Here is a 14,394-nt window from a genome sequence, read left to right on the forward strand (position 1 = left end):
GGCCCGAGATGAAGGTTGAGAAAAACAACGTCCAAGATATTTGGCCGCTGCGGCCGCTGCAGCAAGGGATGCTGTTTCATTATTTGCAAGGGGAATACAAAGGTGAATATCTAGAGCGTCTTGTCCTTACCCTGCAGGGACAGGTGGATAACAGGCTGTTCAATCAGGCCTGGTTGTCTGTTTATCGTGCAAATGATGCACTGCGTTCCGTCTTCAAATGGGAAGGTCTGCGGACACCTGTGCAGCTGGTGCTGCGGAGCTGCGAACCGCTGCCGGAAATCTTGGATTTCACGGGTGGTGTGATCCCTGATGGATTCCATGCCTCCTTTTCCAGTGAAGATTTGGAGGTTCTGCTGCAGGCGAAAAGCGTGGAAGAACGGATGCAGCTAACGGTGGAGCTCATGGGCAGGCGGGACCGGGCGAAACATTTCGATCTGACTCAGGAAACCTTGAGAATTGTATTATGTAAGTTCGACGGAGAATGCAGATTGTTTCTTACGTACCATCATATTTTGCTGGATGGCTGGAGTCTGGGCATTATGCTGGAAGAATGGCTTCATGCCTACCGGGCGCTCGCTGAACAACAGGAAGTGTCCCATCCGGCCAAGCCGGGAATGAAAGCTTACCTGGCCGCTGTCAAAAGCTCACGCGAACCGGAGCGGGAAGTGCAGTATTGGAGCGATAACTTGCGCGATTATGAGATCAAACAAACGATACAACCGTTCTACAAACCACGGCGCCCGGGATTCAAACGGGTATCCCTGAACATCCCGGAGACGGCAGCGGCTGGGCTGCGGCTGTTTTGCCAAAACAATGGCATGTCCCTTGCCACCTTGATGAACGGGGCCTGGGGTCTATTGCTCCAGCGGTTCAAACACGTCGATGATATTGTGTTTGGGACCACGGTATCCGGCAGAGGCGTCAGTCTTCCCGGAATTGAACGTATAGCCGGGCTACTGATCAACACGGTGCCGCTGCGTCTTTCCAGCCGCAAGGGGGAGAGTGTACGGGCGTATTTCTCCAGGGTCCAGGCGGCAATCTCAGCCAGGCGTCCGCATGAAATGGCCGGTCTTGCCGAGATCCGAGGTTACGCAGGGATACAAGGTGCGGAGGAATTATTTGATACCTTGCTGGTGATGGAGAACTACCCGCTGGATAAGGTGCTGCTAGAGCAGCCGCCTGCAGGGTCCTCACCGGATGGTACATCCACCCAGGCTCCGTTGTCGTTCAGTTCCTTTGACATGGAAGAGCACACCCACTATCCGCTTACTTTGCTCATCCATGAGAGCGGCGGATTTGAACTGGACTTTATCTATGACCAGGAAATCTATGAGTATTTTGTGGTAAATCAAATGTCGCAATGTTTTGTGCAGCTGCTGCACAATCTGGCCGCGCGGCCAGACGGGAAACTGTCAGATATCAGGATGGCGGAACCTGAAGCACTCAAAATGAACGGACTGCTGTCCCCGACGGAACCAGTGAAGCCATTCCGGGAACAATCCATTCCGCAGTGGTTCTCCATGATGGTGCGCAGCTATCCTAAGCACATTGCTATCATTCATGAGGAAGTCAGATGGACCTATGCTGAGCTGGATCAGATGTCCGACCGGGTGGCGGCCGCGTTGATTCGCCATGGAGCAGGGCCGGAGCAATGCATCGGAATCCGGTCCCGGCGGAGTCCGGAGACGATCATGGGTCTGCTTGCCATTCTGAAATCCGGAGCGGCTTATGTGCCGCTGCACCCGGATTATCCCGAGGAACGCATCCGCTTTATGATTGAAGATTCAGGAATGCGCCTTATGCTGTCGGATACGGACAGCCAACTTCTTTTTATGAAATCTATGGGTGTAGATACACTATGTTACCAAAATATCCTTGAAAATGAAGACCCGGCACCGCTGGACGGTACCGATTATCAGCATTCCGACGGACACCGTCTGGCCTGTATAGTCTATACTTCCGGCTCCACGGGACGGCCCAAAGGCGTAATGATTGAGCATAGAGGGATTGTGCGGCTGGTCAAACATACAGAATTTGTCGATATCGGCACCCGCGATGTGATTTTGCCGACATGTCCGTTTGAATTCGATGTCGCAAACTTCGAGATCTGGGGGGCGTTGCTCAATGGAGCGGCCTTGTACCTGCTGGCCCAGGACAAGCTGCTGATGCCACAGGTACTAAAAGAAACGCTGCTCCAGCATAAAGTAAGTTTGATGTGGATGACTACACCGCTGTTCAATCAATTGGCCAGTGTGGATGAGGCGCTCTTCCGGTCACTGCGTTATCTGATTATTGGCGGAGATACGTTATCGCCAACACAGATCAACAAGGTTAGACTGGCCAACCCGGCCTTGAGACTTGTTAACGGCTACGGTCCTTCCGAGAATTCGGTGCTGTCCACCACATTTGCGATTGAACGGGAATATGAGACCAGAATCCCTATCGGCAAGCCGGTTACAAGCTCCACCGCTTATATCCTGGACCGGGATCAGCAGTTTTTGCCTGTAGGAGCGATTGGCGAATTATGCGTCGGGCTGGAAGGCGTCGCCAGGGGATATCTGAACAATCCTGAGCTGACAGAAGCCAAATTCATTCCCGATCCGGTGTATCCGGAATACAAGATGTACAGAACTGGGGATTTGGCCCGTTGGCTTCCAGATGGAAATATTGATTTTCTCGGCAGGGCCGATAATCAGGTGAAGGTTCGGGGATACCGGATCGAGCTGCAAGAGATCGAACTTGAACTTAACCAACTGACTGGGATTCAAGCCTGTACAGTTATCGTTAGCCAGGTGTCTGATCGGGAAAAGGAGCTGGCCGCCTATTTTGTAGCCAATGACACGCTGCAGGCAGGTTCTCTCAGAAAAGCCTTGCTGGAAAGGCTGCCTGCCTACGCGGTTCCTACGCGTTATATGCAGCTTGCTGCGCTGCCGCTGACGATCAATGGGAAGGTGGACAAACAAGCGTTGCGGAACTTGCCGTTCCCATCCTCTGTCATCGGAGGCACACCTGCACAATCACTGGCCTTCATGGAAATTACGGTGCTGGAAGCCTGGAAGGAAGCGCTCGGGGTGGATCGGATCGGATTGGATGATCCTTTTTTTGATATCGGCGGTAATTCGCTCCTGACGATCCGTATCAGCGATAAGCTGCGAGCCTCCACCGGTATTGAGCTGTCGGTAACCGATTTATTCCGTTATCCAACGGTCAGAGAGCTTGCTGCATACTTGTCGGCAAAACAAACCGAAGCCTCTCCGAACGGCACAAGCCATGCGGATATACTCCCTCAAGCGGAGCAGCAGCCAATGGAAGAAACTTGTGAGGCAACCGGCGATATTGCAGTCATTGGACTCGCTGCCAGGTTTCCGGGGGCTTCAGATCCTGCGGGTTTCTGGCACAATCTGCGGGAGGGGAAGGAGAGCATTTCGTTCTTTTCCGAGGAAGAATTGCGCGCTGCCGGAATTGCCGAGACGCTCCTGCGTGACTCCAGGTATGTGAAGGCCAAGGGGATGCTTGAGGATATTGAATATTTCGATGCGGAGTTGTTCCACTACAGTCCGCAAGAGGCCGAACTTATGGACCCCCAGCTGCGTATTCTGCATGAACTCGCCTGGGCATCCCTGGAGGATGCCGGATACGACCCCATGCGGCATCAGGGCGCAATTGGCCTGTTTGTGGGCGCAACGGTCCATTTGAACTGGGTAAACCGCCTGTTCGATTCGCTTGCGGACGACACGGAACGCTGGCGGGCGGCTAACTTAAATGTACATTCTTTGAGCATGCCCATCTCTTACAAGCTCAATCTGAAAGGCCCGTCCTTAACAGTGGAAACCGCCTGTTCTTCATCGCTTGTAGCGGTACATCTGGCCTGCAGCTCCCTGCTGCGTGGAGAATCCGATCTGGCGCTGGCGGGCGGGGTGTCGATTTCGGTACCCAAGAAATCGGGCTACACCTACCAGGAGGGCATGATTAAATCGCCTGATGGTCACTGCAAGGCGTTCGATACAGATGCCCAAGGGACGGTCAGTGGTGACGGTGCGGGTCTTGTGGTGTTGAAACGGCTGGATCTGGCCGTTCGGGATGGCGACCATATCTACGCTGTAGTTAAAGGATCTGCAATTAACAACGACGGAACGCGTAAAGCGGGATTCACAGCTCCCAGTGTACAGGGACAACAAGATGTGGTAGCGGCTGCCCTGGAAGCCGCAGCCGTCCCTGCGGCCTCCATCAGTTACATTGAGACGCATGGAACAGGCACACCGCTCGGTGATCCCATCGAGATTGAAGCCTTGACCGGGTTGTTCCCTGCCTCCGGAGGAACAAGGACAGCGATCGGGTCCGTCAAGACCAATATCGGACATCTCGATGCTGCTGCGGGAATTGCCGGATTCATCAAGACGGTGCTGGCACTGCATCACAAGCAGCTGCCCCCCAGCTTACATTACAAGCGGCCTAATCAAGCAATCGGCTTCGACAAAAGTTCATTGGTAGTCAATGCCACTCTTCAGGAGTGGCTGCCGCCGGAAGGTTCTCCGCGCCGCGCAGGCGTAAGTTCCTTCGGGATCGGTGGAACCAATGCGCATGTGATTCTGGAGGAGGCTCCGCTATCCGTTACCGCAGATCACGGAAACGGGCAGAACAGGAGTGATGGAACACCGGCATTATTCCTTTTATCCGCTGCTACAGAAGAAGCACTGCTGCAAAAAACAGAAGACTTGCTCTGTTATCTCGATTCGGAAAAAGGCCAAAAACAACAGCTTGGAGATATCGCCTACACGCTCAATACAGGCCGTCAAGAATTGGGCTTCCGGGTGGCCCTGGTTGCCGCAGATCCAGCCGAGCTTGCTGCCGGTCTGCGTGCTTGCCAGAGCGGAACGGGCAATACTGCCCGAATCCGGGAGACCGTCCATGTCGTGTTCGCATTTCCGGGCCAAGGAGCCCAGCATGCTGGAATGGCGCGTTATCTGTATGATACGCAGCCGCTGTTCCGGCGTGAAATGGATCGTTGCCTGGAGCTTGCCTCGCCGCTTATGGAGGCCGATATGCGATCCATCTGGCTGTCTCTGCAAGGGTCAAAGCGCGGGGGACCAACCCCGCCGGGAACTACACTAAATGCAATCGACCAGACTGAAATCGCCCAGCCGCTGCTGTTCATGGTGGAGTATGCACTGGCCCGGCTTTTGCAGCATTGGGGCATCTCTCAGGCGGCTATGATCGGGCATAGTCTCGGTGAATACACGGCTGCCTGCATTGCAGGTGTGATGACGCTGGAGGAGGCAGTCCCGCTGGTTATCCGCCGATCCTCCCTGATGCAGCAGATGGAGCAAGGCGAGATGATTAGCGTTAGCCTGCGGCATGAGCTTGTGCTGCCGCTGCTGGACGAATGGCCTGATCTGTCCGTGGCTGCGACCAATAGCCCGGAACTTACGGTGGTCTCGGGTCCGGCGGCATCGATTCGGGCTCTGACGGCGCAGCTGCAACGAACCGGTCACGAGCCGGTCCGGTTACAGGTATCGCATGCATTTCATTCCGCGATGATGGAGCCGATGCTGAGCCCCTACCGCAAAACACTTCAGGAGATCGCTCTGGCGGCTCCGGCCATTCCGTATATCTCCAATGTTACGGGTGAATTTATCACAGCCGAACAAGCGGTGGACCCTGAGTACTATGTGAATCATGTCCGGCAGACCGTCAGATTCATGGAAGGTGCGGCAACGCTGGCGGAACAGCTGGAGCCTGTATTTCTGGAAGTCGGCCCGGGCCGTACGCTGGGTCAGCTGATCCGCCGCAATCCGGGTATTGGCAGGAACTGTCCTGTTCTTGGCATCATACCCAAAGCCTCCGAGGCCCATTCTGCAGATATTCATCTGCTTCAGGCTCTGGGCGAACTATGGATGATCGGAGTGGCAATCCACTGGGAAAGAGTATATGAGAACCGCAAGGGACGGCGGGTTTCCCTGCCGGTGTATCCGTTCGAGAAGCAATATTACTGGAAATATCAGGAGGGGAGCGCAGAGAATGCTCAACCGGAAACCTCGCTTTCCCCAAAACGTCCGGTTTCCGAATGGGCTTATGTCCCGAACTGGCGTGAAGTAGCATACAGTACGACAAACAGTACGGAAGCAAGCGGGTCTGCCCGCAGCGGTGAGACGGTTCTGTTGTTCACTGAACGAAGTGATCTCGCCGAGCAGCTGGCAACACGGCTGGAAGAGCAGGGAGACCGCTGTATCAGGGTCTACCCCGAAGGGACCTTCCGGAGTGAGCCTGCCGACATTTACACGCTTGATCCCGGTAATCCGGCCCATTATAGCCAATTGTTCAAAGGGTTTGCCGAAGCCGGGACACAGCAGCCCGGACGGATTATTTATTTGTGGAGCCTGGGGCTTGACCAGGCCGAAACCCTGGCTCAGGCGCAAATTGCGGCCAGCCGTAACGGGGGGAACCTTGCCGGCCAGGAGGTGCTGAACCGCTGCCTGTACAGCGTGCTGGAACTGGTTCGTGCGGCCGGGGTAGCCGCGCAAGGCAAACTGCTGGACCTTACGCTGGTCACAAACCAAATGGAGCGGGTCCAGCCGGGTGACAGTGCAGATCCGCTGAAAGCTACCCTGCTAGGAGCAGCCAGCGTCATCCCGCTAGAGTATCCGCAGATCCGGGTACATACGCTGGATCTAGATCCCGAGTCCGCCGCCGCGAATCCCGGACAACTGCTAGCACTACCTTACGAAGTGTCGGACCGGAAGGCCAGTCCACTTCCCATCCGGCAAGCGTTGCGGCGCTCCCGCCGCTATGAACATGGCTTCACCCGGGTGATCCTGCCCCGACGGACCCTTCCGTCCAGCGCTTTGCGCAAGGGTGCGGTGTACCTGATCACTGGCGGCCTGGGCGGAATTGGGCTGGCACTTGCCGGTTATCTGGCCGCTCAATATCAGGCCAAGCTTGTACTGGTAGGCCGCCAGCGGCGTCCGGTACAGGATCGGCTGGAGCAGCTATACGCTGCCGGAGCACAGGTGCATGTAGAATATGCCGATGTTGCCGACAAGACAGCAATGGAACACGTCATTCTCGCAGCGGTGGAGCGTTTCGGTCCGCTGGATGGAGTCTTTCATGCAGCAGGTGTACCGGATAGCAGCATGATCCATAGCGCAACAAGAGAACAGATCGCAGCGGTGCTGCGGCCCAAAATCGCAGGTACCATGGTCCTGTATGAAGTACTGGCAGATCTGAAACAGCCGCCGGCATTTCTTCTGCTGTTCTCTTCGATCAGCGGCACGTTTGGTGCCTTCGGCCAGAGCGGGTACGCAGCCGCCAATGCCTTTATGGACGGCTTCGCCCGCGCACATGCCGGGGAACCGTCTGCGATGCGCGTAGTCAGCATGGATTGGGACACCTGGAGCGAGACGGGTATGGCAGTTGAGGCAGTGAACCGTTATAACGGAACCCAAGCCGGACATGATACGGCAGGTTTCAAATCGGGGCAGACGGACCTTCCGCTGCGCACCTCCCACCCGCTGCTGACCTCGAGAAGCGAAGGGGCTGGAAAGAAGCAGACTGTCTATGTGTCCAAATTGTCGTCAGAGCAACATTGGATTCTGGACGGTCACCGGATGCTTGGCACCTCCATTTTGCCCGGTACAGGATATGTAGAGATTCTCAGGGCTTCTTTTGAAGATATGACCGGTGAAACGGGCCTGAACATTATAGAGCTGTTTTTTGTTCAGCCGCTTGTGGTGGAAGAGGTGTGTGAGCTAAGAACCGTATGGTCCAAAAGCGGCGGCGGCTGGGAATTCTCTATGTCCTCCATAGGCACGGCGGGAGAATGGACCCAACATGCCAAAGGCCACGCAGAGCGTATGGAAACACAGACCGGCTGGACACTCAGTCACGCGGAGCTGGAGGAGCTTCATCAGAACCTGATGGCCGCAACGGTTCCGGCAGCAGCAGAGCTGTCCGGAGAAGGTCTGAAGGTACGCATGGAGTATGGCCCTCACTGGAACAACGTGCGCCGGGTCCTTCGGAAGGGGAGTGAGGCTGTTGCTGAATTGTCACTGCCGGACGACCAGGCCACGGACTCGGCGGATTACGGAGTCCATCCCGCGCTGATGGACCGGGCAACCAGCCTGCTGAACGGACAAGCGGAGGACAGCGGGGCTTACCTGCCTTTTGCTTATAAGCATATCCGGATTCACCGGCCGTTTCCGCCCAGTATCTGCGCCATTCTGCAAGAAGGCGAACCCAATGAGGAAGCCCGGACGTATGTCTGCCGCATTACCGATCCGGAAGGCCGTGTTCTCATGGAAGTCGGAGAATATGTCATGCGTAAAGTCCGTGACCAGTCACTTGAGGACAAGTTACCGGTGGAGCAAGAAGGGAAGCAACTTGCGGTCGGAAATTTCCGGCTCGGGTTAGCCGTGCCGGGTGAACTGAACAGCCTGCACCTCCTGCCCGAATACCGGCTGCCTCCGGGACCGGGTGAGGTGGAGATCCGAGTGGCGGCGAACGGCCTGAACTTTAAGGAAGTGCTGTATGCACTCGGTGTCCTCAAGCTGCCGGATACCTATGGCTTCAGCTTCGGCCTGGAATGCGCCGGAACGGTGACCCGGGTAGGGGCAGGGGTAACCGATTGGTTGCCCGGAGACGAAGTGATGGCGATAGCCGGAGCAAGCTTGGGCAAATACGCACGGGTAGCGGCGGGCTCGGTGGTCCGCAAGCCCTCCCGGATATCTTTTGCTGAAGCGGCCACCGTGCCGATTGCTTTTATGACGGCTTATTACGCACTGGTTGTTCGTGGACAACTCTCCTTGGGCGAGAAAGTGCTGATTCATACAGCAACGGGCGGCGTGGGTCTGGCAGCCGTGCAAATCGCCAAGTGGATCGGCGCGGAGATTTATGCTACGGCCGGCACTGAGGAGAAACGCGCTTACCTGCGTTCGCTGGGCATCTCCCGCGTATACTCCTCCCGGGATCTTGGTTTTGCCGACCAAATCCGCGAATCCGCAGGAACGGTGGATGTGGTTCTGAATTCCCTGACGGGAGCGGCTGTAGAGAAAGGATTGTCTTTGCTGGCCCCGCACGGAAGATTTCTGGAGATGGGCGTAAAGGACATTATGGAGAACAGCAATCTGGAGATGCGGATGTTCGAGAAGGGAATTTCTTTGTCGGCCATCAGCATGGACAGCGGCCTGCCGGGCTATACGAAGCTGTTCCGCGAGATTGCCCGGCATGTGGAAGAAGGCACGTTTACACCACTGCCTGTGATCCCATACCGGCTCTCCGCTGCGGAAGAGGCTTTCCGGTATATGGCTTCGGCCAAACATATCGGCAAAATCGTCATTACCCAGGAACCTGCGGCAGCTCGGAAAACTGAGAAGGTACAGCTCCGGGATGGCATGACCAATGCCGAAGGAATGGAAGTGCTGGAGCATATTTTGGCCAAAGTCATGCGCACGGGAGAGTCCACGGTCCAGTGGCTGCTGTCCACCACCGATTTGAACGCGCGGCATTCCTTGCTTGAGGCTAATGTACCGGAGGGAATCAGCCCGGCGAATACACCGCTTCATTCGGGACGCAAGCGGAAGCGGCAAGCCGGCAGCACCGAATACGCACCGCCGGTTACAGAGACGCAGAAGCAGCTGGCAGAACTGTTTATGGACTATCTGGAGCTTACAGCCATCGGGCTGCATGACAACTTTTTTGAAGCGGGAGCCAGTTCGCTTGACCTGATTCAGATTAATGCCCGAATCAATGCGTTGTCCGCCAAAGATACGTCGATCGTCAAAATGTATTCGTACCCGACGATTCATCTGCTGGATGCCTATTTGTTCACGGACAGGGAAGACCAGCCAGGCAACAGCGAGGTTCTAAAAGATTCCGAAGACCGCAAAAGAAAAGCAAGCCGCCTGAAAACACTGGAGTCCATCAAGGGAAGAAGGTGATGTTATGAGTGAAGAGACCACACAGACCGGCCTTGAGATTGCCGTCATCGGCATGAGCGGCAAATTTCCGGGCGCGGACAATCTGGAGCAGTATTGGGAACTGCTGATGTTGGGAGCCTCTTCGGTAACCCAATTCAGCTACGAAGAGCTTCGGGCCGAAGGGATTGCTCCGGAAAGGCTGAACCATCCCGATTACGTCAAAGCGAAGCCGTATCTGGGCAATGTGTACGATTTTGATGCTTCATTGTTCGGGTATGCCCCCTGGGAAGCCGGGAACATGGACCCTCAGATCCGTCTGTTCCACGAAATTGTCTATCATGCGCTGGAGAATTCGGGTTACCACCCCGACCGCTATGACGGTCAAATCGGCATGTATGCCGGTGCACCGCTCGACTTGAAATGGACAAGCGACCATCTCTCCCGTCATGGAGACGGAGAAGATGTTCTGGAGTCCGGGATTGTGTCGAGCAAGGATTTCCTGAGCCAGCTGATCTCCTACAAGCTGAATCTGACGGGACCCAGCTATACCTTGTACACCGCTTGTTCCACCTCCTTGGCGGCAGTCCATCTGGCTTGCCAGGGACTGCTGCTCGGAGACTGCAATCTGGCCGTTGCCGGAGGCGTTACGCTGGAGCAGCCGGGCAAATCGGGTTATCTCTACCAGGAAGGCACGATTTATTCCAAAAGCGGGGTTTGCCGCCCGTTCGACAGCCGGGCCGATGGCACAATCTTCGGAGAAGGCGCGGGTGCAGTGGTGCTCAAGCGCCTCTCGGAAGCCATAGACGACGGCGATCACATCTACGCCGTGATCAAGGGCTCTTCGAGCAATAATGACGGGCGCAGAAAAGTCGGCTTTGCTGCCCCCAGCCTGGAGGGACAAAAGGAGGTTATCCGCTCCGCCTGGAACCTGGCAGATATTGAACCGGATACCATCGGTTACATTGAAACCCACGGCACCGGCACCAAAGTTGGTGATCCGATTGAATTCACTGCCTTGCAGCAGGTCTTCGGACAAGAGGACAAGCGCCGGCCCATTGGTTCGGTCAAGGGCAACATCGGACATCTTCATGCCGCTGCCGGGATTGCCGGCTTAATCAAAACCGCTTTGTCTCTGGAACGGGAAATGATTCCCCCGACAGCCAATTACGCTGCACCCAATCCGCTGCTGGAGATGGAGAAGTCGGCCTTTTACCTCACCGGGGAGCCGGTGGCGTGGCCCAGAGGGAAGGTGCCGCGCCGCGCAGGCATCAGTTCGTTTGGCGTTGGCGGCACCAACGTCCATCTGATCCTGGAGGAACCACCAATCCGGGCAGAAAGTGAGCCTTCCGGGCTTCCGGCCGTCCTGCTCCTTTCGGCCAAAAGCCCCGCTGCCCTGGAGCGGATGCAGGCGGAACTTTCATACCATTTGGAGAACAGGCGGAACAGTACTCCGCTGGCCGATGTGGCCTACACTCTGCAAATGGGGCGGGGGCAATTCAAATACCGCTTAGCTTGTGTAGCTTGGGGGGCAGAAGAGGCTGTCCGCCTTCTAGGAGGGGCTGGCAGCGGAGCCCGGGTTAACTATTCTGCCGAGGAGCGTATCAACCGCCCGGTCGTGTTCATGTTCACGGGTCAAGGCGCACAAACCATGGGGATGGGGGCGGAGCTGTATCGGCGCCATCTGTCCTACCGCCAGGAAGTGGACCGGCTGGCGGAGCTGCTGCTGCCGAAGCTAGGCCGTGATATCCGCCGCTATATCGGAGCTGCGGAGACAGAAGCTCTGCCCCATGAAGGTACTGCCGTTGAATCGGAGCTGCACCAGACCTGGCTTGCTCAACCCGCATTATTCGTGCTGGAGTATGCACTTGCCCAGGCTTGGATGAAGCTTGGCGTCCGTCCTGCACTCATGGCGGGACACAGTATCGGAGAATACGTAGCGGCGACACTGGCCGGCGTGTTTACCCTTGACGATGCGCTCGATATTGTTGTGGCCCGCGGGCGGCTGATGCAGTCCGCCCCGGGTGGAATGATGCTGGCTGCAGCCATTCCCGCAGCCGAGGCAGACCGGTATGTCAGTGAGGACGTATCGCTGGCAGCTATCAACCAGCCGGGATTATGCGTATTCTCAGGCGAAGAAGGAGAACTGCTGCAACGTCAGGAGGAGTGGAACCAAGCGGGGATATTCACTGCAAGACTGAACACCTCACACGCATTCCACTCCGCACGGATGGATGGCATTCTGGAGCCGTTCCGCGAAGTGCTGCGTTCCAAACGCTTGAATACACCCGGGCTGCCGTTCTGTTCCTGTCTGACAGGGGAACTGATCACGGGCGAGATGGCAGTGGACCCCGAATATTGGACTGCGCAGCTTCGCGGGACAGTGAACTTCTCGGCGATAATCAGCGGCTGCCTGGAGAGTGCGGACTCTGTCTTCCTTGAGGTAGGCCCCGGTCAGACCTTATGCCGTCTGGCGAAAGCCCAGGCCGGAGAGGAGCGCCTGGTGCTGCACAGCCTGGGGGCCACAGGCACAACTGGTGAAACAGCTGTTTTCCTGGAGACCTTATCCCGGCTATGGCTGGCCGGGGTACCCGTTCAGTGGGAGCAGCTCTATCCGCCGCAATCCCGGCAGAGGCTGCCACTGCCTATGTACAGCTTCGACCGGCAGACCTATCTGCCGGGACCAACGCTTCCGGGGCCACTCCGGGCGGCAGCGGCGGAGCCGGACCCTTCCTTGCTCTATCTGCCTGCGTGGAAGCAGGAGCCGCTCACGGACACACCGGGTATGGCCGGTTCGCAGCCTCTGACCTGGCTCATTCTGCGGGAAGAGGGCCGGGTTGCCGGACGGTGCAGGGAGCGGCTTATGGAACGGGGAGACCGCTGCATTGAGGTGCTGCCCGCCGGGCAGTACCGGCGGCTCACACCGGATCTCTTCGAGCTTAATCCGGTCCAGGCCGGGGATTATCTGCAGCTTGCAGATAACCTGCGAAAAGACGGCATTCGCATCGACCGCATTCTCCATGCCTGGATGCTGGAGGAGCAGCCGCTTTCAGGAATTACGGCCGCTACAGAGATTACGGATGCAGCCGCAGCAGAGCGCGGGTACCTGTCGATTGTTCATTTAGCCGCTGCACTGGATGAAGATCTCTGCGGAGCAGAGGTCCGGTTGACGGTGGCGGCCAGCCGGATCTTTACTATCTTCGGATCAGGAGGAACAACAGCGCCGGAGCGGCGCGCCATCCTTGGGCCGATTCTAACCCTGAGCCAGGAGCGGCCCGGCTGGCAGGGCCAGTTGGTGGACTTTCAACCGGAAGAACCGGAGAGACGCCTGACAGACAAGCTCTGGCAGGAGCTCACGTCCCCGCCCGGCCCGGCGGGGGTAGCTGCTTACCGTAGCGGGACGAGGCTGATACAGGCCTTTGACCCGTTTACGGCTCCAGCTCATTATTCCGAAGCAGCGGAAACAACAGCCAAAGAGATCTATCTCGTCGTCTCCCCCGCCGGTGGTGCGGAGTTGATTCGCAGCTTCTTGGCCGCCCGGCCTGGTGCGGAGGTGATAACCTCCGAAGGTCTCGGCTCGGCACAGCTTAAGAAGGCTATCGCTGCGGCGGCTGGAATCTGCGGCCGGATTGACGGGGTGGTGTACGAACCGGAGCTGCAAGTCTTGGAATGGCGGACGCTGGCGGCGTTGTCCGCAGCGGAGGACCTGCAGGTTCCGGCGTCTCACACCTTCCCGGAACTGAACACGCTGCTGCTGGGCTGCGGTGCCGAGATCGGATTTGGCTGGATATTATCCTCCTTGTCCTCCGTAGTTGGCGGCCTGGGCCTCACTGAACTGGCCGCCGCTGCTGGCGTGCTTGATGCGGCTGCGGAAGCGGCGGCCAGCAGGGATATCCCCTGGCTGTCGCTGAGCCGGGATTTCATCCGCAGCCCGGATAGCCCGGCGGGTCCGGGCATTACCCGGGAACAGGAATATACCTTGTATGAACGGCTGTGGCCGATCCGGAGCCGGATCAGCCGGGCTGTCATCTCTGCGCAGCATCCCGTATCCCGGCTGATGACGGCCTCGGAGACACCGCTGCTCCCGGCGGAACCCGATCCATCCGCCCGTCCTTTCGATGCTGTAGGAACTCGTGAGCGCCCGGCCTATCTGGGGGCTTACGAACCTCCGGCGACCGAGCCGGAGACCATTATCTGTGAAATCATCACAGAGCTGCTGGGCGTACATCCAGTGGGTGTACAGGACCATTTTTACGATTTGGGTGGACATTCACTGCTGCTGACACGTCTCTTGTCAAGGATCAAGGATGTGTTCCGCGCCGAACTGCCGCTCCGGACTGTCATGGAGAAGCCAACGGTGGCGGGAATTATCGACAGCCTGATGAGCGAGTGGGGGGATGCCGGGACCGTAGCGGACATTGCGGAGGCTTACCGCGAATATCAGCGGCTGACCTATGAAGGTGTGTAGTAGGCAGATTTCAGGACG

At 57.2% G+C, this 14,394-nt stretch carries 2 protein-coding genes; both read left to right on the forward strand.

Features of this window, described 5'->3' with window-relative positions; genetic code table 11:
* Nucleotides 1-8: 8 nt before the first annotated feature.
* Entirely contained in the window at nt 9-9,932 is a 9,924-nt protein-coding gene (locus IEY53_RS06370; protein WP_189023076.1) for a non-ribosomal peptide synthetase/type I polyketide synthase, read from the forward strand.
* Nucleotides 9,933-9,936: 4 nt separating this feature from the next.
* Nucleotides 9,937-14,376 carry a type I polyketide synthase gene (locus tag IEY53_RS06375; RefSeq protein WP_189023078.1) on the forward strand — a complete coding sequence of 1,480 codons (4,440 nt, stop codon included), beginning with the start codon at nt 9,937-9,939 and terminating at the stop codon, nt 14,374-14,376.
* Nucleotides 14,377-14,394: the final 18 nt, after the last annotated feature.

The organism is Paenibacillus albidus (assembly GCF_014644435.1).
GTDB classification, from domain to species: domain Bacteria; phylum Bacillota; class Bacilli; order Paenibacillales; family Paenibacillaceae; genus Paenibacillus_AQ; species Paenibacillus_AQ albidus.

What these genes read in the sequence shown, in the direction of transcription:
- IEY53_RS06370 (WP_189023076.1), top strand. Translation starts at nt 9, where the DNA reads ATGAAGGTTGAGAAAAACAACGTCCAAGATATTTGGCCGCTGCGGCCG.
- IEY53_RS06375 (WP_189023078.1), top strand. Translation starts at nt 9,937, where the DNA reads ATGAGTGAAGAGACCACACAGACCGGCCTTGAGATTGCCGTCATCGGC.